The following is a 25,150-nucleotide window of genomic DNA, read 5'->3' as shown; positions in this document are numbered from 1 at the left end:
CGGTAAGCGGCGGGATTTGCACCAACGGCTTTCGCTCGCGGTCGTACCGGTAACGAGAGAGGCCCGCCCCGCAAGGGGCGGGCCTCTCTCGCTATTGGGGCCTTCGTCATTTGCACCTACCAGGCTAAGCGCTGGCCTGAGCACGGCTCGCCTGCGCATTTAACCCGCCCGGGTACCACGACAATTCGAATACCCTAAGGAAGCACTGCATAAATCGCTGTGCTCGATATCTCGTCAGCGCTTCCCTAACGACACGATAGCGGCAGGCGCCCGCGCTCGCCGGTGGCCTGCTGCATCATCAGGTGCTTGAGCGGCGACAGGCGGTCGACGCCGGTAAGCCCGACGTTGCGGAGCAGCGTCAACGCCGGATGCCGGGCACCGAACAAACCACGAAAAGCGTCCATCAGCCCCAACATGGCGGCGTTGTCGCCGCGCCGGCGGCGCTCGTAGCGCGCCAGCGGGCCATCGTCGCCGAGCGCCATGCCGCGCCGGCGTGCCGCCAGCACCTCCTCCGCCAGCACCGCGGCGTCCATCAGCCCAAGGTTCACCCCCTGGCCGGCCAAGGGGTGAATGCTGTGAGCGGCATCGCCGACCAGCACCAGGCCGGGCCGGTGATAGGTGGCTGCGTGGCGCTGGGCCAAGGGAAAGGTGCGGGCCTCGTCCAGCACCGTCACCGCCCCCAGGCGTCCGTCGAAGGCCCGCGTCAGGGCGTCGCCGAGGCCCTCCCTGGACAGGCCAGCCAGACGCTCGGCATCCTGCGGGGACGTCGACCAGACGATCGAGCAGTGGTGGGGGTCGCCGGCCACCGTCAGCGGCAGAAAAGCCAACGGCCCGCTGCCGAGAAAGGCCTGGCGAGCCGTATCGCCGTGGGGCTTCGCGGTGTGCACCGTGGTGACCAGCGCATGGTGGCCGGTATCACGCTCGCTAGCCACGATGCCGGCCAGCTCCCGCAGACGGGAGCGTGCGCCATCCGCCGCCACCACCAGAGGCGCGGTCAGCCGGCGACCGTCTTCCAGCACCAGGGTGTAACCGCCGCCGGCGTCCGGGTTCAGGCCCGCCCCCTGGCCGGGTGACGGTAACGACCGCTCGAGAGCGGTCACCCGGCCACCGTACCAGCGCGCGACCTCGGCCAGGCCGTCCAGGCGTCGCTCCATGGCGCCGAGCACCACATCATTCTCGACGATATGGCCCAGCACCGGCACTCCGGCCTGATCGGCACGAAACCCGACCTCGCCGGAGCCTTCGGCGTCCCACACCCGCATCGCGGTGTAGGGCGTGGCGCGGCGCTGGCGGATCGTCGGCCAGACCCCGAGCCCCTGCAGCAGTCGCTGGGACACCGGCGTCAATGCGCTGACTCGCGGTGCCGGCAGTCCCTCACCGACGCTGTCCCAGCACAGCGGGCCGGGACGCGCATCGACCATGGCCACCGAGAGCCCTTCTCGGGCCAGCAACAGCGCCAGTGTGGCCCCGACCATGCCGATGCCAACCACCACCACGTCATGGGCGCTGGGCGTACCTGTCGCCTCGCCGTCGAGGGTGGCTTTGCTGCTGTCGTTGTGTCTCGCCGTGTGCGTCACCAAGTCCGTCACCCGCTCCATTTCCCAGCGTCAATTGCCTCACCGACAAGTGTACCGTTCCCGCCCCGTTCACGCTGCCCTTGGCGTCACCGCGGGCCGACTCCAACGCGACGCCAAGGGCGAGGAGACGCTCATCGGCGCGACGCTGGTACTCCCGGCAAAGCCATTTACGTAATGTATCGCGAGGCTAGCGCTGACGGCCCATGGCTCGACGCGCCAACGAGCGTCGCAACGGCCCCAGCAGATTGAGCCCGATCAGGCCGGCGGCGCGGGCGCGAGACAGCAGCGGCTGATCGATGCCGAACACGCGGATCAGCCCGTCGCTGAAGCGAATGACGTTGCGCTGATCCGCCTCGCGGCGGGCCTCGAAGTCGGCCAGGGTCGCGCGATCTCCCGGGGCTCGCCCCTCGGCGAGGCCGGCCTCGATCGCCTCGACCAGATCCATGACGCCCCGCAGGGCGAGGTTGAAGCCCTGGCCTGCCACCGGGTGCAGCGCGTGGGCGGCATTGCCCAGCACGGCCAAGCCAGGGCGTACCGTCTCCCGGGCCGTAATCAACGACAGCGGATAGGCATGGCGTTTGCCGACCTTGAGGAAGGCCCCCACTCGATCACCGAAGGCCTCTTGCAACTGGTCGAGGAAGGCCCGGTCGGACAGCGCCAGGCGTTGCTGCTCGGCCCCTGCCGGGTGGGTCCAGACCAGTTCCATGGCCTGGCCGGGCAACGGCAGCAGCGCCATCGGGCCCTGTGGCGTGAAGCGCTCATAGGCCACACCGCGGTGAGGCTGGCTGACCGCGACATTGCAGATGAGTGCCACCTGGTCGTAGGGGGCCTCCCGGCTGTCGATTCCCAGCGCCTCCTTCAGCCCCGAACGACCGCCATCCGCCAGCACCGTCAACCCGGCCTCGATCACCTCTCCATCGGAAAGCTTCAGGCGGTGTCCACCGGCGATTGGCGCGATGGCTTCCACCCGCGCCGGACAGTGCCAGTCCAGCGCCAGCTGACCGAGTCGGCGATGCAGCACCCGGCCCATCCAGGCATTGGGAATCACATAGCCCAGCGCCTCGACACCGAGTTCATCGGCGCGCAGCCGGGTCGTTCCCAGGCGTCCCCGCTCGCTGACATGAATCAGCGAGATCGGGCTCGCCTGTTCGGCCATCGCCTGCCACACCCCGAGGCTCTCGAAATGCGCCGCCGACCCCGCGGCGATGGCGCTCGCTCGCGCGTCGAAGCTCGGCTGCCAGGTGCTGGCGTCGTCTGCCGGCGGCAGCGCAGCAGCCTCGATGACCGCGACCTCCAGCCCCTCTCGCGCCATCACCGGCGCCAAGGCCGCGCCGAGGCTGGCACCGACCAGGCCACCGCCGACGATAGCCACATCGACCCGCCGCGCTGTCGCCGTCGCTGCGGCAGACGCTGCCGAAGCCCTCATTTCGCCGCCTTCGAGCGGCGTTTGGGCCCCGCCATCAAGGGGCGCGGGCGCTTTCGACACCGCTTCATCGGACTGCTCTTGCTGCATATCGTATCCTGTAACATACATTACGTAATATCTATTCCTTTAGGCGGCAAACTGGTTACGCCGTCGCCACCCCGGCTTCGTTTTAAGCCTGCAAGTTTGAACGCCATGACCCATTGCCGTTCCCTGAGCCATCGATTCGTTCCAGCCCGTTGCGGCGATGCTCGAGGCGCTGCCAAGGACAACGCCGAAGCCAGGCTCGCCCTCGGGGATCATCCAGGTACAGGGATCGGTGATCCTGCCCCCGGCGAAAGACCACACAAAAGCAGAAAAGGTCGCGTTTCGTCGCGCTAAGCGCGCGCATGCCGGCAGAGTACCCACAGGGCTTGACTGACGCGCCCGACACGCGGAACACACCGGGCGTGTCACCGGCCTAGCGGGAGTGTCCCCCACTAGCCTCGATCGGGGCCGGGCCGGCGTCATGCCGGGCATTTTCGTGATCAATATAGTCCAGCACATGGGCCTCGGCCCCGCCAGTGGCTAACGCCTCGCAACCATGCCTCACAACCATGCCTCGGCAACGAATCGGCTTGCTAGCGCGCACAAGCGGCCTCGCAGCCATGCCTGTGTTGGCGTGTACCACACACAAGGGGCCTGCCGCGGTGGCTCGACCAAGCCAAGCCAAGCCGAGCCGAGCCGAGCCGAGCCAACACTCTGGTGCGACGATGGCAGGATGGGAAGATGGGGCGGTGCGACAATGGCAGGATGGAAAGGGGCGAAGATGGAAAGAAGCGAAGATGGGGCGGTGCCAGCCCGTTGGAAAACCGTAGGCCAAGGTCGCCGGCTCTGTCTGTAACGGGCTCTGTCTGGAACGGGCTCTGTCTGGAACGGGCCCAGGCGGGACATGACTGGCCTGGGCTTTCGTGCGCGGGCCCGGGGCAGGGCGCCCCGGATCGCCTCAGTGGGTGGGCTGCGGATCCTCATCCACCTTCTCGACTTGCGGCTGGCCGGGGTGCTGCTCGGTGTAGAGCAACATGGCCGCCATGCGGGCATGCTCGGTCAGCGCGAACAGGTCGTTCTCATTCTCGGCGCTGTCGTCGATATCGGCATCGATCTGGGCCAGGCCGGCAAGATCATCGATCGCCTCCTTGAGCGCGGCCGACCAGGCCTTGCGCGGCTCGTCCCCGGCATCCCCGACCACTTCGAGAAAACCCAGCGTCCATTCCTTCAGGCCCTGGGCACGCTCGCTCAGCGAGAACATGTCGTCAGGCAAGAGCGGCTCGAAGTTGAGCTCGCTGGCGGATAGCGCGTCCAGAGTCTGGCGGCGCCATCCCAGCAGGCGAGCGGCGCTGTCCTCATCTTTAGGCTGCTCGACGCCGAGGGTGATACAGACGTCTTCCAGCCAGGCCTCGGCGCTGAGGTCATTCAGCGCCAACGAGGCGCACAGGCGCCCATCGAGAAAGGCCGGTGACTGCATGCTGCCATGCAGCAGGAAGGTATCGGCGATGGTGGAAAAATCCTGACGTTCATTGATCAGCGACATGGTGATATCCGACTCAGGCCCTCGGGTGTCACCGCGCTGCGGCGTTGACCGCCCGATAAGGGCTCTCTTATAGTGACTGGCATTCGACACCCCCGATGGTAACGCATCGTAGCCCTTGGGCGCTGCGTCTGCCCGCCCTCCCGAGGCCCGCCCCGGAGCCAGCCATGACCGAGTCCACCCGGCACACCACCGACATTACCCTGCTCGAGCGTTCGTACACGATCGCCTGCCCGCCGGACCAGCAGGCCCACCTTGAGCGTGCGGCGCGCTATCTCGACCGCGCGCTGCAAGGCATCCATGCCCAGGGCAAGGTGGTCGATCGCGAGAAAGTCGCGATCATGGCGGCCCTGAACCTCGCCAATGAACTGCTGGAGCTGCGTGATGAGAAACGCGCCAGCGACGACAGCATCAGCGCGCTCAACGACCGCCTCAGCCAGGCCCTCGCGGATGCGCCAGCGCGGAGCTGACTCACGCACCGCCGCCCCCCGCGGCCATGGCCGCTTCGTTACTCACGCTCACTACCACCGCCAGCCCGCCTGGGCCGACCCTGGCTCGGTGACCCCAGATGCCCGCCTGCCGCACTCTGCGGCAGGCGACGCCGGCCGGGACGAGGCCTCCCTCTTGCGCTTTTTCACGCCCATCGCGACGCCGCTATCGCGCGCGAGCGGCCTTCCTGCTTTGGGCAGGCCCGTCGCTCTGGTAGGATGTGTAGCGTTCCCTGGGGTGTGCGCCAGTCGTTATAGTCCCTCGAGCCTATGCGCAGTACCCAGGGGGCCAAATGCTAGCCGGGCCCGTGTGCATGTCCGTGCGACGGAAAGCCTGACGGCTCGGCTGCGGCCACCCACCTTGAACCAATGGGTTCAGGGCCAGAACGACAGCGGCATTCTGGGGAACCTCTACACATGACCGATTCCAGACACTCACGCCTGGCATCGACGCAACAAGAGTCGGGCACCGCAGCGGACAAGACGCACTTGACCGAACCGCAAGCGCTCGGGCCACTCACGTCCTGTATCGGACGAGAGGGACGTGAGGGGCGAGAGGGACGCAAGACCGCCTCACCGACGGCCGATCCATCGTCGCCCCCCCCCTCCACGCCTCGACCTGCCCTGGAGCAGTTGTCTCGCACCGAGCTGAGAAGGCTGCTGCGAGACCGCAGGAGAGCGCTCACTGTCCCCCAGCAGCACGCGGCCAGCCAAGCCCTGTGCCGTCGCCTGAAGGGCCTCCCGGAAGTCCTGCGATCCCGTCGCGTGGCGCTCTACCTGCCCAACGACGGCGAAATTGACGCCACGCCGCTGATTCGCTGGCTCAAGCGTCGCGGCGCCGATACCTACCTGCCCGTGCTACGGCCATTGACCAACAATGCCTTGTGGTTTGTGCGCTATGACGCCGGCACCCCCATGGTGACCAACCGGTTCGGCATCGCCGAACCCGACACCCGGCATGGCGCGCATCGCGCCCGACGCCTGCCGGCCTGGGCGCTGGACCTGATCCTGCTGCCGCTGGTCGGCTTCGACGAGCAAGGGCAGCGCATCGGCATGGGCGGCGGCTTCTACGACCGCACCCTGGCCTTCGCTCACCCGAGGCAAGGCAATCCTGGCCCGCGTCCGCGCCTGTTCGGCCTGGCCCACGACGCCCAGGGCGTGCCCCGGTTGCCGACGGCTCACTGGGACGTCCCCCTGGACGCCATCGTCAGCGACAAGCGCGTGGTGCGCCCGACCTGAGTGACAGCCGAGTGACAGCTGAGCAACAGGGCCGGCGACAGGGCCCTTGGGCTCAGCCCAGCGGCATGACGCGACTCAGCCGCCCGTTTCGGCGCTCGATCTCTCCTCTCGGTGTCAGCCTCGAATTCACCCTAGCGCCCCCTTTCCTTCGCAGCGCGCGGCGTTCGGATTTGCCACCCTGAAAACGCCACTGGCCGGCCCCTGAGGGCCGGCCAGTGATGGCTCGGTGCATACCGAGTGATCTTGGTCGCTCCGGGCGCAGAGCGCTTTGCTCACAGCGCTTTGCTCACAACCCCTTGCTCACTACTCCTTGCGCACTGGGGCAGAAAACCCTTGGCGGGAAGACTAGCCTCCCACTAGCGCCTGGGCATAACCGGTAGCGACGACGCCGATACCAAACACCAGTACCAGCGCCATGACCAGATCGGGCTTACGTTTCATCTAGAACTCCCTGCAATCGGCCTGGAACCGGCCGCTTCCTTAGCGTTGTCGTTGTGCCGCGACGGCTGCAACAGACTATAGGTTCAGTAGGCAAGAATGACAATTATCATTCCGCCACTATTAGACTCGAGCACGCCGCCGAAGCAACGCCTCCACGTTAGTCAGTACTCGCACGCGGAGGATACGCGCCTTGTCAGCGTGATGCCACATCGCCAACGCACGCAAAGCCGCCGATGTCGGTAGCGGTGATTGAGACCGCACAACGCCCCAGGGCGAGACGCCGATCAAGGCGCCTGGCGCGACTCAAGCCATGAACAGTTGGTAGGCGGGGTTGTCGCTTTCCTTCCAATAGCGGTAGCCAATTTCGTCGAAATACTCCTCGACATGGGTGCGATCGCCCCCCGGCACCTGCATGCCGACCAGCACGCGACCATAGGCCGCGCCATGGTTGCGGTAATGAAACAGCGAGATATTCCAGTCCTGGGGCAGGTGGGTCAAAAAGTTCATCAACGCCCCCGGACGCTCGGGGAACTCGAAGCGATAGACCTGCTCGTCAAAATGCGACTGCGGCCGCCCGCCGCCCAGGTGACGAATGTGCAGTTTGGCCAGCTCATTGTCGGTAAGATCCTCCACCGGGTAGCCGGCCTCGATCAGCTTACCGATCACCGCCTGGCGGTCTTCGCCCCCGGGCTTGACCTGCACGCCGACGAAGATGTGGGCCTGCTCCGCGTCGGCGTAACGATAGTTGAACTCGGTCACCATGCGCTTGCCGATGGTGCGGCAGAACTTCTTGAAGCTACCGGGCCGTTCGGGAATCGTCACCGCCAGGATCGCTTCACGCTGCTCGCCGAGCTCGGTGCGCTCAGCGATATGCTGCAGGCGGTCGAAATTGGTGTTGGCACCGGAGTTGATGCAAATCAGCGTCTGGCCTTCGACGCCGGTGCGCTGGATGTACTTCTTCAACCCGGCCAGGGACAGGGCGCCGGAGGTCTCGGCCACCGCCCGGGTGTCCTCGAAGATGTCCTTGACCGCGGCACACATCTCATCGGTGTTGACGGTGATGACCTCGTCGACCAGGTCACGCATCAGCGAAAACGGCACTTCGCCAATCTGGGCAACCGCGACACCTTCGGCAAAGACACCGACCTGATCGAGTACCACCCGTTCACCCGCCTCAAGCGCCGCCTTGAGGCAGGCGCTATCTTCGGACTCGACACCGATGACCTTGATTTCCGGTCGCAGGTACTTGATGTAGGCGGCCATGCCGGCAATCAGGCCGCCACCGCCCACCGGCACAAAAATCGCGTCGATCGGTCCGGCCTGCTGACGCAGAATCTCCATCGCCACGGTGCCTTGACCGGCGACCACGTCGATATCGTCAAACGGTGGAATATAGGTGTAGCCGTGGGCCTCGACCAATTCCTGGGCGTGCTCGGCAGCGGCGGCAAAGGCGTCACCCTTGAGAATCACCTTGGCGCCCCGGGCGCGCACCGCCGAGACCTTGATCTCCGGCGTGATGCGCGGCATCACGATGGTCGCCTTGACGCCCATCTGCCTGGCCGCCATGGCCAACCCCTGGGCATGGTTACCCGCCGAAGCGGCGATCACGCCCTTGGCCTTCTGCTCCTCGGTCAACTGCGCCATCTTGTTGTAGGCGCCGCGAATCTTGAAGGAATGAACCGGCTGAAGGTCCTCTCGCTTGATCAGAATCTGATTATGGAAACGCCGTGACAGCATGGGGGCTGCAGAAATGGGCGTTTCCCGGGCGGCTTCATAGACCCGGGCCTGGAGAATCTTCTTGACGGTAGCTTCGAGCATCCTAGTGTCCAGCGAGGTAAAAGGCGGGGAAAAGCCTCTATTGGTAGCATTGCGTCACCACCATCGTCCAGCAGCGCTTGTCCCTATCGCCTATAATGGCCGCCTGCGCGACCCCCTGAACCCATACTCAGCGTGAGCTTCCCATGACCCAGGACGAACTCAAAGACGCCGTCGCAGCCGCCGCCATCGACGAAGTCCGCCCCATGCTCGGCAACAACATTGTCATCGGTATCGGCACCGGCTCCACCGCCAACTGCTTCATCGACCGGCTAGCCGAGTTACGCGGCGATTTCCGCGGCGCCGTGGCCAGCAGTGAAGCCAGTGCCAAACGTCTAAAGGGCCACGGTATCGATGTCTTCGAACTCAACGAGACCGGCACACTTCCCGTCTATATCGACGGCGCAGACGAAGTGAACGCTCACTTACAAATGATCAAGGGCGGTGGAGCGGCCCTCACTCGCGAAAAGATCGTGGCCGCCTGCGCCAGCCGTTTCATCTGCATCGCCGACGCCTCCAAGCACGTCGAGCGATTGGGCAACTTCCCGCTGCCGGTCGAAGTGATCCCCATGGCCCGTTCCTACGTCGCCCGCGAGTTGGTCAAGCTCGGCGCCGACCCGGTCTACCGCCAGGGCGTGGTGACCGACAACGGCAATCAGATCCTCGACTGCTACGAGTTCATGATCGACGATCCCGTCGCCATGGAGGCCCGCCTCAACGCCATCGTCGGCGTTGTCACCAACGGCCTGTTCGCCGCGCGCCCCGCCGATATCCTGTTGCTGGGTGAAAGCTCAGGCGTCAGCCGCCACGTCAGCGCCTGAGGGCGTGCGCCAGCAGCACGACTGACGTCGCGGCGCTTCTACTCTCGGTCCGTCGACGAACGCGACATCACCAGCGCGGGGCCTGGCCCTCGCGCTGACTCGACCGCCCCTTCTGCCTGCGCCATGGCGCTTCACCCTGCCGCCGTTCAATGTCTTCCTGGTGGCGGTGGCCATTCAAGTGCTGTTCATGGCCCGGCTCACTCAACGTGCTGTTCTATCTGGACCGCCAGGGCCCGGCCTACGACGGTGACGGTTTCGCGGTGTCATTGCGGGTGGTCAGCATGATCGGCCTGGTGCGTCTGGCTATCGAGTTTTCGCGCCTGTCGCACCATATTTTTATACGCAAACGCTAATAAATGCGCGATATCAGGCCATCAAGACGAAGTAAGCACTCACACACAGCACCAGACCCGACGCGAGAACATCGCCCCTCCATCGGCAGCGGCGTCAGGGGGCGGTTTCTACGCGGGAAGGGGGCGGTTCCATTGCGGGCAGGGAGCGCCGCAACGGCGGTAGTGACCCGAGACCGCCTGCTCAGCCAGGCTCGACGAGCATCGCCGCGAGGCCAGCGAGCGTTGCGGCGAGGGCGCCGCGGTGCGTCTCGATGACCCCGAGTCCGGCGTCGCTCAGGCGTTCGCGCTGGCCGGGATCCTCGAGCAGGGCAATCACGCGCTCGGCGAGCTCGTCACCGTCGGCGACCTCGACCAGGGCGGCGGTCTCGCGCAGCACCGCGGCCACGTCCTCGAAGTTCGCCAGGTACGGCCCCGCCACCACCGGCACGCCGAGCAGCGCCGGCTCCAACAGATTATGACCGCCGATCGGGACCAGGCTGCCACCGACGAAGGCCACATCCGCGGTGCCATAGAGCGCCTGCAACTCGCCCATGGAATCGCCCAGGTAGATCGCGGCCCGGGCGCTGGGAGTGCGCCCTTCGGAGCGCCGTACCGTCGGCATGCCCGAGTCACGGCACAGCGCGGCCACCGCCTCGAAGCGCTGAGGATGGCGCGGCACCAGAATCAGCAGCGCCTCGGGCAGCCGCGCCACCACCTTGGCGTGGGCCGCCAACACCTGCTCATCTTCACCGGCGTGGGTCGACCCAGCGACCCAGACCGGGCGATGACCGATGGCCGCGAGTAAGCCCTTGCTCACCTCAAGCGAGGCGTCATCGGCGCTCATGTCGAATTTCATCGATCCGACGACCTGGATAGCGTCCGGATTCATGCCGAGTGCCATGTAGCGTTCGGCATCGGCCTGCGACTTGGCCGCCAGCCAGTCGACCCGGGTCAAGGCGTCTTCCATTAGCCACTTGAGTCGGCGGTAGCCGCCGAAGGCTCGCTCGGAGAGGCGGCCGTTGACCACGGCGATCGGCACCGCCCGCTCGGCGCAGGCACTCAGCAGGTTGGGCCACAGCTCGGTCTCGAAGAAGATCGCAATGCAGGGGTCGAGCCCCTCGACGAAGCGCCGGGCGGCGCCGGGGAAGTCCAGCGCCACGAACAGGTGGGCCAGGGGCGCGGCGGCTCCGGCCTCGGGCACGTCATCGACCAGCGCCGCGACACGCTCGGCCCCGGTGGCGGTCATGGTGCTGACCACCAGGCAGTGCCCGGGATAGGCCAGGCGCAGCTCACGAATCAGCGCGCGCGCCGCCATCACCTCCCCCACCGAGGCGCAATGTAGCCACAGGCGCGGCCGCTCATCGAGCCGCGCCGGCAGGCAGCCGAGGCGCTCCGCTCGCGAGCGCCCAGGCAATTGTTCGCGCCAGACGCGACGCCAGATCAACGGTGACAGGGCGCACAGCGCCGTGGAATAGGCCCGGCGGGCCCAGGGATGCCGGCTCATCAGCCCTCGCGATCGAGAATGGTCGAGATCATCGCCGTGGTGGACACGCCGTCTTCAAACCCGAGCACCTTCACTTCCCCCCCGGCGGCGATCACCGCTTCGCCGCCGGCGATATCTTCGGGGCGATAGTCGCCACCCTTGACCAGGATATCGGGCAGAACCGCCTCGATCAGCCGGGCCGGGGTGTCCTCGGCAAAGGGCACGACCCAGTCCACTGCCGCCAGTCCCGCGAGTACCTGCATGCGTCGGTTGAGCGGGTTGATCGGCCGCTTTGGCCCCTTCAGGCGGCCGATGGAAGCATCGTCGTTGACCGCCACGATCAGGCGGTCGCCGAGTTGCCTGGCGTGCTCCAGATAGGCCACGTGGCCGGCGTGAAGGATGTCGAAGCAACCGTTGGTCATGACCACGCGCTCGCCGCGAGCCTGCGCCGCGCGCACCGCCAGCACCAGCGGCGACTCGTCGATGGCGCCAAATTCCGCCAGCTTGTCGCCGTGCAGGGCGGTGTACAGCTCGGCGATGGACAGGGTCGCTGTGCCAGGCTTGGCCACCACCAGACCGGCGGCGAGATTGGACAGCGTCATGGCCTCGGCGAAGCCGTGCCCGGCAGCCAGCGCCAAGCCCAGCACCGCGATCACGGTGTCGCCGGCGCCGGTGACGTCATAGACCTCGCGTGCCCGGGTCGGCAGGTGCAGCGGTTCGGCGCCTTCGCGCACCAGGGTCATGCCCTTTTCGCTGCGCGTGATCAGCAGGGCTTCGAGCTCGAGCTCGGCGCGCAGCGCCTCGGCCTTGGCCGACAGCTCGTCATCGGTGGCACAGTGGCCGACCACCGCCTCGAACTCGGCCAGGTTCGGGGTGATCACACTCGCCCCGCGATAGCGACTGAAGTCCGTGCCTTTGGGATCGATCAGCACGCGCTTGCCGGCGTCGCGGATCAACTGGATCACCATCTCGACGTTAGCCAGGGTGCCCTTGCCGTAGTCGGACAGGATGACCAGGTCGGACTGCGCCAGCGCCTCCGACAGCTTCGGCGCCAGACCGATGGTATCGACCTTGTCCAGGCCGTCCTCGAAGTCCAGGCGAATAAGCTGCTGGTTACGGCTCATCACCCGTAGCTTGGTGATCGTGGGGATGCCCGGCGTGCGATGGAAGTAGGTGTTCACCCCCACTTCCTCGAGGCGCTCGGTCAGGCGGTCGGCATTGTCATCGTCACCGACCAGGCCGGCGAGTGCGGCGTGGGCCCCGAGGGAGGCGATGTTGAGCGCCACGTTGGCCGCGCCGCCGGGCCGGTCTTCGCACTCCTCGACGCGCACGACCGGGACCGGGGCCTCCGGTGAGATGCGCGAGGTGCCGCCGTGCCAGTAGCGATCGAGCATGACGTCGCCGACTATCAGCACGCAGGAGCGCTCCAGCGCGGTCAGATCAAGCTTCATCGGGGGACTCCCTGTCGAGTGTTGGGCCGGTGGAAGGGGCATGGGGAGACGCGGTGGCCGCCAGCAGTGCGTCGAACTTGTCGATTACGTCGTCGGAGCGAATCAGCGACATCGCATCGGGGTGACGTACGCGCCGGCCCCAGGTAACGGTCGCCGGATCCTCGTGGAGGAACTCACGCACGGCATCGGGGTAGCGATTGACGACATAATCGCGCCAGCGATAGGGCGCGGCGCGATCGGGGTTGGTGGTGGCGAAGAGCCCCACCACCGGCGTGCCCATGGCATTGGCCATGTGCACCGGCCCCGAGTCCGGTGCGATCACGACCCGGGCGCGATCGATCAGCGCCAGCAAGCCCTTGAGCGAGGTAGCGCCGATGGCGTCGATCACCGCGTCAGCCTGACACAGCGCTTGAATGCGATGGCCCATCTCGCGCTCCTGGGTGCTGCCCCCGCCCGTCATCACCGTCTTCAGGCCGTACTGGGTGTAGGCGTGCTCGACCAGCGCAGCATAGCCTTCGGCGGACCAGTTGCGAAAGTTGCGCAGGCGCGGGTTGGCGCAGGGGCTGATCAGCAGGTACTCCGCGTCGCCGGTGAGATGCCGGGCTTCGTCCACCGCGGCCGCGGGAATCGGAAGGTCCCAGGCGAGTTCGGTGTCCTCCACCCCCATCAAGGCGGCAAAATCCATGAACGACTCGAGCACATGGGCCCGTTCGCGGGGCACCAGCTGGCGGTGGGTGAACCAGTACTGGCGGTCCTTGGCTCGGGCGCGGTCGAAACCGACCCGTACATCGGCCTTGAGGCCCAGCGACAGCACGCTGGCCCTGAGCGCCTGCTGCATGTGCAGCAGCACGTCGAAGCGCGTATCGGCGAGCCGTCGCCACAGCGCCCGCATGCCGGCAAGGCCGGTGCTCTTGTCGTAGACGATGAACTCGACCCCCGACATGCCGGCCAGTAGACTGTGCTCGCCCTTGCCGATGATCCAGGTGATCTTCGCCTCGGGCCATTGGCGCTGCAGGGCACGCACGGTGGGCACCAGGTTGCAGACGTCGCCGAGGGCGGAGAGTCGCAACACGCCGATGTGCTGAGGATGGGCGGGCAGAGGATGCTTCATGCAGTTGGCAACGTATCGATCCGGAAAGGTGGGCATTTTATACGATGCCGACAGTTTATGTGACGCGCGCCCAAAGCCACAAACGCCGGCGTCACAAACCGCCGAGCCGTCGGCACGGACAACGCCCCCCATGTTGCCGGTGGGGCCGGAGCTGCTCGCGCCGGATTTCTGGCAGGACGAGGGCCTGGTCACCGGCCAGGCGCCGGGGCGCGGCCAGAGCCTGTTTGTCGCTGTGGGCCATCGCGAATGGGTGCTCCGGCCCTACCGCCGGGGCGGTCTGATCGCGCGTCTGTCGTCATCACGCTATGTGTGGACGGGACTCGAGGGCACCCGCGCCTTTCGCGAACTGCGCCTGACCGCCGAGCTGTTCGATGCCGGCCTGCCGGTGCCACGACCAATTCTCGCCGGCGTGATCCGCCATGGCCTCACCTACGAGGCGGCGCTGATCACCGAGCGCCTGCCCGCCGCCGTGGCCCTGGCCGAGCGTCTGGCGGCCGGAACCGCGAGCGACGCGCTGCTCGAGACCGTCGGCGGCGTCATTCGGCGCTTCCACGATCATGGCCTCGACCACGTCGACCTCAACGCCCGAAACCTGCTGATCGACCACCACGACGGCGTCTGGCTGATCGACTTCGACCGCTGCCGACTGCGAGAAGGCGGGCGCTTGGATGAGCGCGGCACCGGGCGCTTGAATGAGCGCGGTACCGGGCGCTTGGATGAGCGCGGTACCGGGCGCTTGAATGAGCCAGGCACCGGGCGCTTGGATGAGCGCGGCACCGGGCGCTTGGATGAGCCAGGCACCGGGCGCTTGGATGAGCGCAGCACCGGGCGCTTGAACGAGCGCGGGCGCCCGCATCGCCAAGACGCCTGGCGCCAGGCCAACCTCAATCGGCTCGGCCGCTCCTTCGCCAAGTTCTGCGCCAGCAGCGAAGCCGCGGACGACGCCATGCAGGCGGTACGCCACGGCTACGCCGCGACCGCGTCCGACTAGCCCGCTTCCCAGTCCTTGATTCCAGCTCTTGTTCCCAGCCCCTGGCGGCTCGCGCCACCGCCCCGCCACCGGCGCGGCATGAAGCTTCAAACAGGCAGCTCAAGCCATCGTTTCGACCGGGTGGCCAAACCGCCGAAGTGAGCGCTCGCACACCGGGAAGCGACGCCCCACCCCGACTCCAAGTGCTAGGGACGGCGTTCCTGGCTCACCTTGCGATAGACTTCCGTGAGCCCTTCGACATGGGACGTCAGCTGAAAGTGCTTCTTGACCCGCTCCCGGGCGTTGGCCCCCATGCGGCGACGCAGGCCTTCGTCGCTGGCCAGCTCCTCGAGCGCAGCGGCCCACTCCCTGGCCGACTCCGGATCTGCCAATCGGCCGCTATGGGCGTCGATCAGCTCGGGGATAGCGCCGCTGGCGGATCCGATCACGGCCTTGCCCGCCGCCATCGCCTCGATCACCGTGAGCCCGAAGGCTTCATTACGTGACGGCACGCAGACCACGTCCAGCACCTCGAACAGCCGCGCCAGATCGCGTCGGAAGCCGGTGAAGGTAATCCGCGGCTCAAGGCCCCGCTCGGTGGCCAGCGCCTGTAGCTCGGCGACGTACTCCTCGCGGCTGCCCTCGTCGGCCTTGAGTCCGCCGACGATCACCCCATGAACGTCGAGATCCGGTCGCTCCCGGGCGAGCTCGGCCAGGGCTTCGATGAACACACGCTGGCCCTTGCCTGGCGTCAGGCGGCCGGCGACGCCCAGCGTCACCCGACCGGCGGGAATGCCGAGACTCGCACGCAGGGCGCGGCGTTCGCCGGCATCGAGCCGCGGTGCCAGCGACGCCGGATCGATACCGAGATGGAGGCACTGGATGCGCTCGGCCGGCAGCGGGAAGGCCTTCACATTGCGCTTGCGCGTCGCTTCGCTGATCGACAGCACCCGGCTGACTCGGCCATAGGCCCAGCGATGGTAAAGGTCCTTCTTCGGTCGGGTGACGCCCATATGGTCGGTGAAGATGACCCTCAGCCGCGGTCGCAGCGTCGCGATCAGGGCCGCCAGGCGCAGATCGCTGGACTTGTGGCAGTGCAGCACGCGAATATCGTGCTGTTTGAGATAGCCGAGCAACGCCCCGATCCGTAGCAGCGCCGTTCCCCGCGAGGGCACGGTCATCGGCTCGATACCGGCCTCCTGCATGCTACGGGCCACACGCGACCCGGCGATGGCGAGACCATGGGCCTGCCACCCCTGACGGCCAAGCTCCGGTATAATCCGTGACGGATACATTTCCAGTCCGCCCCAGCCGTCCGACAGGCAGATATGCATGACCTTGTGGCTCATCTCAGCGTGACTCAAGGTGGTCTCCTTTCCGGTCCCGGGGCTTTCGGAGCCCAGATGACGCATTCGTTGGACTCAGACACGCCACCCCGTCTGCTGGTGGTGCGCAATGACAAACTTGGCGACTTCATGCTGGCGTGGCCGGCTCTCGCCACGCTCAAGGCGGCCTCGCCGGCTCCGCACATCAGTGTGCTGGTGCCCTCCTACACCGCGCCATTGGCACGCCAGTGCCCGTGGATCGATGAGGTCGTGCTCGATCCGGGTGACGCGGCGCCACGCAATGAACAGCGCCAGCTGCTCAGGCACCTGCGCGCAGGCGCCTTCGATGCCTTGTTGACGCTGTTCTCGACGCCGCGCATCGGCTGGCTTGGCTGGCGTGCCGGCATCCCCGTGCGGGTGGCGCCGGCCACCAAGTGGGCCCAGCTATTCTACAACCGTCGCATCGCCCAGCGCAGGTCGCGCTCGGCAAAGCCCGAGTATGCCTACAATCGGGACCTGGCCGACGCCACCATCGATGCCCTCGGCTTGACCCCCGGAAAGGCCGTGATGCCGCCCTTCTGGCCTGAGGGTGCGGCGCGGCGCGACATCGAGAGACGTCGGCTGAGCGAGGAACTGGCCCTCGACGGTGACCGCCTGTGGCTGTTCCTGCATCCGGGCAGCGGCGGCTCTGCGGTCAACCTCAGCCCCGAGGCCTACGCCGAGTTCGCCGCCGATATCGACCGCCGGCTGATCGCGGCGGGGCACCCGGCGCCGACCTGGGTGCTCACCGCGGGGCCCGGCGAAGAAGCCTGCGCCGACGCACTGGCGCAAACGCTCAGACGCCAAGGGTTAACGGCCCACCGCCAGCCCGCCCGAGCGGGCCTGGCCGCCTTCGCTCGTAGCCTGGCCGCCGCCGATGCCGTGATCGCCGGTTCCACCGGCCCGCTGCACGTGGCAGGCTGTCTCGACCTGATCACCGTCGGTTTCTATCCGTCGCATCGGTCGGCCACGCCGCTGCGCTGGCAGACCTGTAACGCCGAAGATCGTCGCCTGGCCTTCCACCCTCCCGAAGGGGCCGATACGATCGACATGTCTGCCATCGATCTTGGCGCCGCGGCCAAGGCGACCGCCGAGAGACTCGCGACCGTAGCGACCACCACCGCCCCCCGCTTTGCCACCAGGCACGAGACGCCATGACCTCGATAACCGGCATCATCATCACGCTCAACGAGCAGGACAATATCGAGGACGCCATCGCCTCGCTACGTCCGGTATGCGACGAGATCATCGTCGTCGACTCAAAAAGCCAGGATGCTACCGTCGCCCTGGCCGAAGCCGCGGGCGCCAGAGTGATTCACCAGGCTTATCTGGGCGATGGCCCGCAGAAGGCCTTCGCCGTGCCCCAGGCAAGCCATGACTGGATACTGGCGCTGGACGCCGACGAACGCCTCGATCCAGACGCCGTGGCGGCCATTCGCGCACTGCCGCTGGACGACGCGCAAACGGCGTATCGTTTCAAGCGACGCAACTTCGCCGGACGCCACTGGATCCGGGCCGCCGGCTTTTATCCAGACCCCGTCACCCGACTCTACAACCGCACGACCTCAGGCTATCTGCCGAAGAAGGCGCACTCCTCCGTGCAGGCCCCGCAGGTGGTGGATGTCGATGCCCACCTGAGCCACTTCACCTACCGCGACCTATCACACTGGATCACTCGCATCGATCAGCTGTCGAGTCGTGATGCCTGGGCGATGAAGGAGCGAGGCGTCACGCCCTCCGCGCTGCGCCCCAGTGTCCACGCCCTGACCGCGATGCTGCGCAAGTTGATTCTCAAGGGCGGGATCCTGCAGGGCCAGGATGGCATGACCGTGGCCATGACGACGGCATTTCATGCCTACATGAAGTATGCAAAGCTGAACGAACTTTACGAGAACGAGCGCGCCGGCGACAACCGCTGACGACGCGCCGAGCCCCCTACACCGGCCGGGCTGCACCGTCAGGCGACGCGCACCGGCCACTCTGGCGCCATGACCATGCCCCTGTCTCGAGTGAATCCCCCCGCCTGGCTACGCTGGACCGTCCTGCTGATCCTGGGGCTGTCCATCGGTCACACCGTGGTCATGGTCACCCGCCTGCACGGCTGGAGCCTGCCGCTGATAGCGCTGGCCTGGCTGGGCCTGGCCTGGCGCCTTGGCTGGGGCGCCCCACCGCCGCCCAGGCTCTACGTCCGCGTCATCCCCTGGTCGCTGATACCGCTGGTCTTCTGGGGCATCTACGTCTACCTGGCCAATAGCTTCGGCAAGGTCGACATGAGCGCAGTCTACTTTCATCTGCAGGCCGGTATCGCCGAGCATGGAGGCAGCGGTCGGACCATCGCCGCGGTGGTCTATACCCTCGGCATGGGGGTGGTGCTGTCGGCCTACACCTGGCTGGTTCGCCATGACTACCGCTGGCACCGCAAGGACCATTGGCTCGCGATCGTCCTGCTGGTTGGCAACCCGATGTTCTATAGCCTCGGGCAGCGAGGTGCCGCGGTCGTGGCCGACCCCGGCGCCTGGCTGGAACGCCACTACGTGACCCCGGTGATTCTGGACGCGCCGCGCCGCCCGCCCAACCTGCTGGTGGTGTACATGGAGAGCCTCGAGCGCACCTACGCCGACCAGGCCCGCTTCGGCGACGCCTACGATGACATCCGCGAACTCGGCCAGGATGCCCTGGTGTTCGAAGACGTTCGCCAACTGAACAACACCGGCTGGACCATGGCCGGCATGATCGCCAGCCAGTGCGGCACCCCCCTGATGCCCGCCGGCCTGCTCCACGACAGCCAGTTCGATCCGCTGCACCACGTCGTCCCCGGCGTCCGTTGTCTCGGCGACCTGCTGTCCGAACAGGGCTATCAGCTCGTGTTCATGGGCGGGGCCAGCACCGAATTCGCCGGCAAGGGGCTGTTCTACCGCGACCACGGCTTCGATCGCGTGCTCGGCCGTGAGCAGTTGACCCCGCGGCTCGAGGATCCGGAGTACCTCAACAGCTGGGGGCTCTACGACGACAGCCTGTTCGATCTGGTCGAAGAGGAAGTCGCTCGCCTGGACGACGAACCCGGCCCCTGGGGACTGGTCGCCCTGAACCTGTCGGCACACGCCCCCGCCGGCTATCCCGCCAAGGCCTGTCAGCAGCGCCAGGGCGACTACGATGGCGTCGATATCCTCTACGCGGTGAAGTGCTCGACCTGGCTCACCCGTCGGCTGATCGAGCGCCTGGAGCGCTCGGGTCACCTCGACAACACCGTGGTGATGATCGCCAGCGACCACCTGACCATGCGCGTCTCGGCCTGGGATCAACTGATTCAGGGCCCGCGCACCAACACCCTGATGCTGATGGGCGATGAACTCGAGCCGGGTGTCGTGTCGACCCCCGCCACCACCATGGACACCCTACCGACCGTGCTGGAGGCCATGGGCTTCACCATCGACTGGCACCGCGCCGGCCTCGGCGTCTCCCTGCTGACCCAGGAACCCCCATTGATCAAGCGCTACGGCCTCGAGGCCTTGAACGAACGCATGCGCGAGGAAACCGCCCTGCAGGAGCGCCTGTGGCAGGGCCTGGAGCCTCAACTTCAAGGCGAAACCGGACAACCCACAACACCACCGAAGGTGCCCGTGAGCCCGGAACAGCCTTGAGCCCCACCCCTTCTCGTTCCGGCCCTTTCCTTTCCCGCCCTTTCCTTTCCGACCCCCGCGCCAGCGCGGCGGGGGCCGAAAGATCAAGGACCAGGGGCATCGAAGGTGCGGCCGAGACTCGGTGATCATCGCGTTGGCGCGACGCCATGGCCACCTCGGCGCCTCACGACCTGAGCATCACGCCGTTGCCAGGATCGAGCGCAGCAGGCGCTCGGGGGCAATATGATTCAGGCAGTTGGTATGCCCTAGCGGGCAGGTGCGCTCGAAGCACGGGGAACAGGAAAGCGCCAGATAGTGAATCTCGGCGTTGTCGGTCAAGGGTGGCGTGTAGGCGGGGCTCGAGGAGCCGTAGATCGCCTGAATACGCGTGCCGACGGCGGCCGCCACGTGCATCAGGCCCGAATCGTTGGTCACCACCTGGGCGCAGTCGCCGAGCAGGTCCACGGCGTCCCCGAGACGCGTCTCGCCACACAGGTTATGGGCATGCTCGAGCCCGGCCACGATCTCATCGCCCGCGGCACGATCCTTGGGCCCACCCAGCACGCGCACCTCGAAACCTTGCTCGATCAAGCGTGCCGCCAGTTCATGAAAATAGGCCAGCGGCCACTGCTTGGCCGGGCCGTACTCCGCCCCGGGCATCATGCCGATGGCCGGGCGCACGCCGAGGCCGTGCTGGTCGAGCAAGCGGGCGAGATTGTCGGGATCGAGCCTGAGCTCGGGGCGCGGCAGGGCAAAATCACCGCGCTCGGTGGCGGCCTCCGGCAGACCAAGGGCGACGAAGCGCTTGACCGTCTGGTCGAGGACGCTCTTGTCGAGCTTGCGGCGCTGATTGAGCAGCCCATAGCGCTGCTCTCCGGTGAACCCGACACGACGAGGCACCCACGCCAACAACGGCACCAGCGCCGATTTCCATGAGCGCGGCAGCACGATCGCGCGATCGAAACGTCCGCGCAGCCCACGAGCCAGGCGTCGACGTGCGGCGAAGCCGAATTCACCGTGGCCCACGACCAGCTCCACGACCTCATCGACTTCGCTCATGCGTTCCAGAATCGGCCGCGACCAGGCCGGCGCCACGACGGCGACACGCGCCGCACCGGCCCGTTTCAGCGTCTTGAACAGGCTCTGGGCCATGACCATGTCGCCGACCCAGGACGGACCGACGACCAGCAACCGCTGCCCGCCCAGGCGAGTCTCCTCGGTCGCGGCGGCATCAGCCATTCAGCCACTCCAGGTACTCGCGCACGCCCTCGGCCACGCTCAAGAACTCCTTGTCGTAGCCGACCTCGCGCAGGCGCGAGATATCGGCACGGGTGTAGCTCTGGTAGCGCCCCTTGAGCTCCTCGGGGAAGTCGATGTAGTCGATCTTGCCCTTGGCGTAGTAGTCGATCACCGTCTCGCCGATGGTCTTGAACGGCTCGGCGCGCCCGGTGCCGAGGTTGAAGATGCCGCGGGCCTCGGGATGGTCCAGAAACCACAGGTTGACCGCGACCACATCCCCCACGTAGACGAAGTCGCGGCTCTGCATGCCGGCCGCATAGCCATCGTAGGCGCCAAACAGGCGCAGGTCGCTGCCCGCGGCGACCTGGGTGTGATTGTGATAGGCGACGCTGGCCATCTTGCCCTTGTGCTGCTCGCGCGGCCCATAGACATTGAAGTAACGAAACCCGGCCACCTGGGTCTTGAGGCTGGCCTGGCGCGAGCGCACGTACTGGTCAAACAACAGCTTGGAGTAGCCGTAGACGTTGAGCGGCTTCTCGTGCTCCGGCGATTCGACAAACACCTCGCTACCGCCATAGGTGGCCGCCGACGAGGCGTACAGGAACGGAATGCCCTCGCGCTCGCAGAAGTGCAGCAGTTCCTTGGAGTAGGTGAAGTTGTTCTCGAGCATGAACTTGCCGTCCCACTCGGTGGTATCCGAGCAGGCGCCCTCGTGGAAGATCGCCTCGATGGGCGGCAGCTGGTGCAGCTCGCCGCGCATGTGCGCCTTCACCCGGGCCAGAAACTCATCCTTGTCCATATAATCGCCGAGGGTCAGATCGGCGAGATTGACGAACTTGGTGCCGTCACGGAGGTCGTCGACCACCAGCACGTCGGTGCGGCCGCGCTCGTTCAGCGCCTTGACCAGATTCGAGCCGATAAAGCCGGCTCCGCCTGTCACTACGATCATGGAATTCCCCTGGCTTACGTTGCGCCTATAACCGAATTGCCTGTGATTGTATACTTGACGGCTCTTGAATTCATGGCCAACGGTGCTTCTCCAATGACACAGTCGACGCCAGACGTGGCGACCTTCCAGGGTTTGATCCTGGCCCTGCAACAGTACTGGGCCGAACAGGGCTGCGTGATCCTGCAGCCTCTGGACATGGAAGTCGGCGCGGGCACCTTCCACCCGGCCACCTTCCTGCGCTCCATCGGCCCTGAATCCTGGAACTCGGCCTACGTGCAACCGTCGCGCCGGCCGACCGACGGCCGCTACGGCGAGAACCCCAACCGCCTGCAGCATTACTACCAGTTCCAGGTGGTCATGAAGCCGTCGCCGGCCGATTTCCAGGAGCTGTACCTCGGCTCACTGGAGCGCCTGGGCATCGACCCGCTGGTCCACGACATCCGCTTCGTTGAAGACAACTGGGAGTCACCGACGCTCGGCGCCTGGGGCCTGGGCTGGGAAATCTGGCTCAACGGCATGGAGGTGACCCAGTTCACCTACTTCCAACAGGCCGGCGGCATCGAATGCTTCCCGGTCACCGGTGAGCTGACCTATGGTCTCGAGCGCATCGCCATGTATCTGCAGGACGTCGATAGCGTCTATGACCTGATCTGGACCGTGGCCCCCGATGGCTCTCGGGTCACCTACGGCGACGTGTTCCTGCAGAACGAAGTCGAACAGTCGACCTACAACTTCGAGCACGCCGACGTCGATGCCCTGTTCGGCAACTTCGATCATCAAGAAGGCGAGTGCCAGAAGCTGCTTGCGGCCAAGCTGCCACTGCCGGCCTATGAGCAGGTGCTCAAGGCCTCGCACACCTTCAACCTGCTGGATGCCCGTCACGCCATCTCGGTGACCGAGCGCCAGCGCTACATCTTGCGCGTGCGCACCATGGCCCGCGACGTGGCCAACGCCTATCTCGAATCGCGCAGGGCCGCCGGCTTCCCGCTGGCGCCGGAGGCCCTGCGGCGCGAACTGCTGGACAACGAATCACTCGCCGAACAGGGAGACGCATGAGCATGGCAGCCCAACCCCTACTGGTCGAACTCGGCGTCGAAGAACTTCCGCCGAGCGCCATCGACGCCCTGTCCGATAGCCTTGCCCAAGGCATTCGTCGTGGCCTCGAGACCGCCGAGGTGGCGTTCGAGGGCGTGACGGCCTACGCCACGCCGCGCCGCCTCGCCGTGCGTATCGAGGCCCTGGCCGACAAGCAGCCGGACCGCGACGTCGAGAAGCGCGGCCCAGCGCTCACCGCAGCGTTCAAGGATGGTGTCCCGACCAAGGCCGCCGAAGGCTTCGCCCGCTCCTGTGGCGTCGCCGTCGACGACCTGATCCACCTGGAAACCGACAAGGGCACCTGGCTTGGCTACCGCGAACAGCAGCAAGGTGAGAGCGTCGCTGCGCTGCTGCCGGGCATCATCGACAAGGCGATTGCGGCGCTGCCGGTGCCGAAGAACATGCGCTGGGGAGCCTCGCGCATCGAGTTCTCGCGCCCGGTGCACTGGCTGGTCGCGCTTCACGGCGACGCGGTCATTGCGGCCAGTGTGCTTGGCCTCGAGGCCGGTCGCACCACTCGTGGCCACCGCTTCCACGCCCCCGATGCCATCGAACTGAGCCATGCCGATGACTACCTGGCGGCGCTGGAAAACGCCTGGGTGCTGGCCGACCGTGATGTTCGCCGTGAACGCATCCGTGAGCAGGTCCTCGCCGAGGCCGAACTGATGGACGCCGACGCGGTGATCGACGAAGACCTGCTGGTAGAGGTCAGCGGACTGGTCGAATGGCCCGTGGCCCTCACCGGCAGTTTCGATGAGCGCTTCCTCGAGGTCCCCGCCGAGTGTCTGATTTCCTCGATGAAGGCCAACCAGAAGTACTTCCACCTGCTGGATGGCGAGGGCAAGCTGAAGCCGGCCTTCATCACCATCTCGAACATCGACAGCAAGGAGCCGGAACAGGTCATTTCGGGCAACGAGAAGGTCATCCGCCCACGCCTGGCCGACGCCGCCTTCTTCTACGAGACCGATCGTCGTCGCACGCTGGCCGAGCGTATCGCCGAGCTCGGCAGTGTCGTGTTCCAGAAGCAGCTTGGCAGCCTGGCCGACAAGGCCGCACGTAATGCCGCCGTGGCCGCGCACATCGTCGCCCAGACCGATGGCGATGAGGCCAAGGCGCGGCGCGCCGCCGAGCTCGCCAAGTGCGATCTGGTCACCGAAATGGTGCTCGAATTCCCCGAACTGCAGGGCACCATGGGCCGCTACTACGCCGAGCACGACGGCGAGGATGCCGAGGTCGCACAGGCCATCGAAGAGCAGTATCTGCCGCGCTTCGCCAGCGACGCCATCCCGACGACCCGCACCGGCCAGGCCCTGGCCATCGCCGACCGCCTCGATACCCTGACCGGCATCTTCGGCATCGGCCAGCGTCCCAGCGGCACCAAGGACCCCTTCGCCCTACGCCGTGCGGCCATCGGCGTGCTCAACATCATGATCAAGGGCGAACTGGCGCTCGACCTGCGTGAGTTGCTCGAGCTTGCCGTGGCGCAACACCAGACCAAGGGCAAGGGCCTGCCCAAGGTCGACGGTCTGGTCGAGGACGTGCTCGGCTATATGCTCGACCGCTTCCGCGCCTGGGCGCTGGACGAGGGCATCGGCGCCGAGGTGTATCTCGCCGTTCGCGCGCGCCCGGTCACCCAGCCGCTGGACTTCGCCCGCCGCCTGCGCGCCGTCAGCCACTTCGCCGGACGCGACGAGGCCGCCGCCCTGGCCGCCGCCAACAAGCGCGTCTCCAACATCCTGGCCAAGCAGGCGCATGACGGCAGTACCGCCGTGGACGCGGGCCTGCTCAACGAGCAGGCCGAGGCGACGCTGCACGAGGCCGTTGCGCGCTGCCAGCAACAGGTGGCGCCGCTGTTTCAAAGCGCATCCTACAGCGACGCGCTGGACGTTCTGGCTAGCCTCCGAGCGCCGGTCGACGCCTTCTTCGACCAGGTCATGGTGATGGCCGACGACAGCGCCGTGCGCGCCAACCGTCTGGCCCTGCTGGCGAGCCTTCAGGCCCTGTTCCTGGAAATCGCCGATATTGCCGAGCTGCAGCAGTAGCTGCCCGGCCGCCCTCCCCTCTCCCCTGGGCCATCGTCAAGAACCGCCGACGACCGGTCCAAGGGAAGAGGCCTCCAGACACGATGCCGGGGGCACGGGGGCAAAGCGAAGCACTAAAGAAAG

20 protein-coding genes and 1 other RNA gene are annotated in these 25,150 nt (G+C 66.5%); 11 read left to right on the top strand and 10 right to left on the bottom strand.

Going from position 1 to position 25,150, the window contains the following annotated elements:
• Positions 1 to 245 precede the first annotated feature (245 nt).
• The 3 genes from ACUN9Y_RS02940 to ACUN9Y_RS02930 all read right to left on the bottom strand — a co-directional run bounded on the left by ACUN9Y_RS02940 (position 246) and on the right by ACUN9Y_RS02930 (position 4,570).
• Complete coding sequence (locus tag ACUN9Y_RS02940) at positions 246 to 1,580, bottom strand: UbiH/UbiF/VisC/COQ6 family ubiquinone biosynthesis hydroxylase (protein ID WP_445459183.1); 1,335 nt, start codon at positions 1,578 to 1,580, stop codon at positions 246 to 248.
• 184 nt (positions 1,581 to 1,764) lie between these two features.
• The gene (gene ubiH, locus ACUN9Y_RS02935) at positions 1,765 to 3,003 is read right to left on the bottom strand and encodes a 2-octaprenyl-6-methoxyphenyl hydroxylase (RefSeq protein WP_445459479.1); all 1,239 of its coding nucleotides are present in this window, start codon (positions 3,001 to 3,003) and stop codon (positions 1,765 to 1,767) included.
• 982 nt (positions 3,004 to 3,985) lie between these two features.
• Entirely contained in the window at positions 3,986 to 4,570 is a 585-nt protein-coding gene (locus tag ACUN9Y_RS02930; protein WP_445459182.1) for a UPF0149 family protein, read from the bottom strand.
• A 164-nt stretch (positions 4,571 to 4,734) separates the two neighbouring features.
• Here ACUN9Y_RS02930 and ACUN9Y_RS02925 point away from each other — a divergent pair, with 164 nt between their 5' ends.
• The 3 genes from ACUN9Y_RS02925 to ACUN9Y_RS02915 all read left to right on the top strand — a co-directional run bounded on the left by ACUN9Y_RS02925 (position 4,735) and on the right by ACUN9Y_RS02915 (position 6,294).
• A complete protein-coding gene (locus tag ACUN9Y_RS02925; RefSeq protein WP_445459181.1) occupies positions 4,735 to 5,037 on the top strand; it encodes a cell division protein ZapA in 303 nt (100 codons plus the stop codon).
• A 245-nt stretch (positions 5,038 to 5,282) separates the two neighbouring features.
• A non-coding RNA gene (gene ssrS, locus ACUN9Y_RS02920) (6S RNA) lies at positions 5,283 to 5,466 on the top strand.
• A gap of 213 nt (positions 5,467 to 5,679) precedes the next feature.
• Complete coding sequence (locus ACUN9Y_RS02915; RefSeq protein WP_445459478.1) at positions 5,680 to 6,294, top strand: 5-formyltetrahydrofolate cyclo-ligase; 615 nt, start codon at positions 5,680 to 5,682, stop codon at positions 6,292 to 6,294.
• Between the two features lie 744 nt (positions 6,295 to 7,038).
• Here the strand turns inward: ACUN9Y_RS02915 and ilvA are convergent.
• Positions 7,039 to 8,553, bottom strand: a complete 1,515-nt coding sequence (gene ilvA / locus ACUN9Y_RS02910; protein ID WP_445459180.1) for a threonine ammonia-lyase, biosynthetic — start codon at positions 8,551 to 8,553, stop codon at positions 7,039 to 7,041.
• A 143-nt stretch (positions 8,554 to 8,696) separates the two neighbouring features.
• On the opposite strand from ilvA, the gene rpiA reads away from it, so the two are divergent.
• Both rpiA and ACUN9Y_RS02900 read left to right on the top strand, forming a co-directional pair.
• Positions 8,697 to 9,371, top strand: a complete 675-nt coding sequence (rpiA, locus tag ACUN9Y_RS02905; RefSeq protein ID WP_445459179.1) for a ribose-5-phosphate isomerase RpiA — start codon at positions 8,697 to 8,699, stop codon at positions 9,369 to 9,371.
• 206 nt (positions 9,372 to 9,577) lie between these two features.
• Positions 9,578 to 9,724, top strand: coding sequence for a hypothetical protein (locus ACUN9Y_RS02900; protein WP_445459178.1), 147 nt, complete (start codon positions 9,578 to 9,580; stop codon positions 9,722 to 9,724).
• Between the two features lie 181 nt (positions 9,725 to 9,905).
• Here the strand turns inward: ACUN9Y_RS02900 and waaA are convergent, their stop codons facing one another.
• The 3 genes from waaA to ACUN9Y_RS02885 are packed head-to-tail and all read right to left on the bottom strand — an operon-like array spanning position 9,906 to position 13,748.
• Positions 9,906 to 11,207 carry a lipid IV(A) 3-deoxy-D-manno-octulosonic acid transferase gene (gene waaA, locus ACUN9Y_RS02895; protein WP_445459177.1) on the bottom strand — a complete coding sequence of 434 codons (1,302 nt, stop codon included), beginning with the start codon at positions 11,205 to 11,207 and terminating at the stop codon, positions 9,906 to 9,908.
• Positions 11,207 to 12,637 carry a bifunctional D-glycero-beta-D-manno-heptose-7-phosphate kinase/D-glycero-beta-D-manno-heptose 1-phosphate adenylyltransferase HldE gene (hldE, locus tag ACUN9Y_RS02890; RefSeq protein ID WP_445459176.1) on the bottom strand — a complete coding sequence of 477 codons (1,431 nt, stop codon included), beginning with the start codon at positions 12,635 to 12,637 and terminating at the stop codon, positions 11,207 to 11,209. The genes waaA and hldE overlap by 1 nt, the downstream gene beginning before the upstream one ends.
• Positions 12,627 to 13,748 carry a glycosyltransferase family 9 protein gene (locus tag ACUN9Y_RS02885; protein WP_445459175.1) on the bottom strand — a complete coding sequence of 374 codons (1,122 nt, stop codon included), beginning with the start codon at positions 13,746 to 13,748 and terminating at the stop codon, positions 12,627 to 12,629. The genes hldE and ACUN9Y_RS02885 overlap by 11 nt, the downstream gene beginning before the upstream one ends.
• A gap of 130 nt (positions 13,749 to 13,878) precedes the next feature.
• On the opposite strand from ACUN9Y_RS02885, the gene ACUN9Y_RS02880 reads away from it, so the two are divergent.
• Positions 13,879 to 14,739 (top strand): 3-deoxy-D-manno-octulosonic acid kinase, encoded by an 861-nt coding sequence (locus ACUN9Y_RS02880; RefSeq protein WP_445459174.1) that lies wholly within the window; start codon positions 13,879 to 13,881, stop codon positions 14,737 to 14,739.
• Between the two features lie 185 nt (positions 14,740 to 14,924).
• Here the strand turns inward: ACUN9Y_RS02880 and ACUN9Y_RS02875 are convergent, their stop codons facing one another.
• Positions 14,925 to 16,082, bottom strand: a complete 1,158-nt coding sequence (locus tag ACUN9Y_RS02875) for a glycosyltransferase family 4 protein (RefSeq protein ID WP_445459173.1) — start codon at positions 16,080 to 16,082, stop codon at positions 14,925 to 14,927.
• 39 nt (positions 16,083 to 16,121) lie between these two features.
• Between ACUN9Y_RS02875 and ACUN9Y_RS02870 the strand changes: the two genes are divergently transcribed.
• The 3 genes from ACUN9Y_RS02870 to ACUN9Y_RS02860 all read left to right on the top strand — a co-directional run bounded on the left by ACUN9Y_RS02870 (position 16,122) and on the right by ACUN9Y_RS02860 (position 19,723).
• Positions 16,122 to 17,240: a glycosyltransferase family 9 protein gene (locus ACUN9Y_RS02870; protein ID WP_445459172.1), complete on the top strand. Its 1,119-nt coding sequence runs from the start codon at positions 16,122 to 16,124 to the stop codon at positions 17,238 to 17,240.
• Positions 17,237 to 18,001, top strand: a complete 765-nt coding sequence (locus ACUN9Y_RS02865) for a glycosyltransferase family 2 protein (RefSeq protein WP_445459171.1) — start codon at positions 17,237 to 17,239, stop codon at positions 17,999 to 18,001. Before ACUN9Y_RS02870 ends, ACUN9Y_RS02865 begins: the two co-directional genes overlap by 4 nt.
• A gap of 75 nt (positions 18,002 to 18,076) precedes the next feature.
• Positions 18,077 to 19,723, top strand: coding sequence for a sulfatase-like hydrolase/transferase (locus ACUN9Y_RS02860; protein ID WP_445459170.1), 1,647 nt, complete (start codon positions 18,077 to 18,079; stop codon positions 19,721 to 19,723).
• A 177-nt stretch (positions 19,724 to 19,900) separates the two neighbouring features.
• Here the strand turns inward: ACUN9Y_RS02860 and waaF are convergent, their stop codons facing one another.
• The gene (waaF, locus tag ACUN9Y_RS02855; RefSeq protein WP_445459169.1) at positions 19,901 to 20,941 is read right to left on the bottom strand and encodes a lipopolysaccharide heptosyltransferase II; all 1,041 of its coding nucleotides are present in this window, start codon (positions 20,939 to 20,941) and stop codon (positions 19,901 to 19,903) included.
• Positions 20,934 to 21,890 carry an ADP-glyceromanno-heptose 6-epimerase gene (rfaD, locus tag ACUN9Y_RS02850; protein WP_445459168.1) on the bottom strand — a complete coding sequence of 319 codons (957 nt, stop codon included), beginning with the start codon at positions 21,888 to 21,890 and terminating at the stop codon, positions 20,934 to 20,936. Before rfaD ends, waaF begins: the two co-directional genes overlap by 8 nt.
• Positions 21,891 to 21,983: 93 nt before the next feature.
• On the opposite strand from rfaD, the gene glyQ reads away from it, so the two are divergent.
• Together glyQ and glyS are read left to right on the top strand one after the other, a co-directional pair.
• On the top strand, positions 21,984 to 22,946 hold the full coding sequence (glyQ, locus tag ACUN9Y_RS02845) for a glycine--tRNA ligase subunit alpha (protein WP_445459167.1): 963 nt from the start codon (positions 21,984 to 21,986) through the stop codon (positions 22,944 to 22,946).
• A 2-nt stretch (positions 22,947 to 22,948) separates the two neighbouring features.
• The gene (glyS, locus tag ACUN9Y_RS02840) at positions 22,949 to 25,027 is read left to right on the top strand and encodes a glycine--tRNA ligase subunit beta (protein WP_445459166.1); all 2,079 of its coding nucleotides are present in this window, start codon (positions 22,949 to 22,951) and stop codon (positions 25,025 to 25,027) included.
• The last annotated feature ends 123 nt before the right edge of the window (positions 25,028 to 25,150 follow it).

This window comes from Halomonas sp. V046 (assembly GCF_052645355.1).
Note: the sequence above shows the minus strand (reverse complement) of the source record. Positions and strands in the feature narration are given on the sequence as shown.

Excerpts from the sequence above, each read along its gene's own strand:
- ubiH (WP_445459479.1), bottom strand. The coding sequence starts at position 3,003 with ATGAGGGCTTCGGCAGCGTCTGCCGCAGCGACGGCGACAGCGCGGCGG.
- ACUN9Y_RS02930 (WP_445459182.1), bottom strand. The coding sequence starts at position 4,570 with ATGTCGCTGATCAATGAACGTCAGGATTTTTCCACCATCGCCGATACC.
- ACUN9Y_RS02925 (WP_445459181.1), top strand. The coding sequence starts at position 4,735 with ATGACCGAGTCCACCCGGCACACCACCGACATTACCCTGCTCGAGCGT.
- ilvA (WP_445459180.1), bottom strand. The coding sequence starts at position 8,553 with ATGCTCGAAGCTACCGTCAAGAAGATTCTCCAGGCCCGGGTCTATGAA.
- rpiA (WP_445459179.1), top strand. The coding sequence starts at position 8,697 with ATGACCCAGGACGAACTCAAAGACGCCGTCGCAGCCGCCGCCATCGAC.
- waaA (WP_445459177.1), bottom strand. The coding sequence starts at position 11,207 with ATGAGCCGGCATCCCTGGGCCCGCCGGGCCTATTCCACGGCGCTGTGC.
- hldE (WP_445459176.1), bottom strand. The coding sequence starts at position 12,637 with ATGAAGCTTGATCTGACCGCGCTGGAGCGCTCCTGCGTGCTGATAGTC.
- ACUN9Y_RS02885 (WP_445459175.1), bottom strand. The coding sequence starts at position 13,748 with ATGAAGCATCCTCTGCCCGCCCATCCTCAGCACATCGGCGTGTTGCGA.
- ACUN9Y_RS02880 (WP_445459174.1), top strand. The coding sequence starts at position 13,879 with ATGTTGCCGGTGGGGCCGGAGCTGCTCGCGCCGGATTTCTGGCAGGAC.
- ACUN9Y_RS02870 (WP_445459172.1), top strand. The coding sequence starts at position 16,122 with ATGACGCATTCGTTGGACTCAGACACGCCACCCCGTCTGCTGGTGGTG.
- ACUN9Y_RS02865 (WP_445459171.1), top strand. The coding sequence starts at position 17,237 with ATGACCTCGATAACCGGCATCATCATCACGCTCAACGAGCAGGACAAT.
- ACUN9Y_RS02860 (WP_445459170.1), top strand. The coding sequence starts at position 18,077 with ATGCCCCTGTCTCGAGTGAATCCCCCCGCCTGGCTACGCTGGACCGTC.
- waaF (WP_445459169.1), bottom strand. The coding sequence starts at position 20,941 with ATGGCTGATGCCGCCGCGACCGAGGAGACTCGCCTGGGCGGGCAGCGG.
- rfaD (WP_445459168.1), bottom strand. The coding sequence starts at position 21,890 with ATGATCGTAGTGACAGGCGGAGCCGGCTTTATCGGCTCGAATCTGGTC.
- glyQ (WP_445459167.1), top strand. The coding sequence starts at position 21,984 with ATGACACAGTCGACGCCAGACGTGGCGACCTTCCAGGGTTTGATCCTG.
- glyS (WP_445459166.1), top strand. The coding sequence starts at position 22,949 with ATGGCAGCCCAACCCCTACTGGTCGAACTCGGCGTCGAAGAACTTCCG.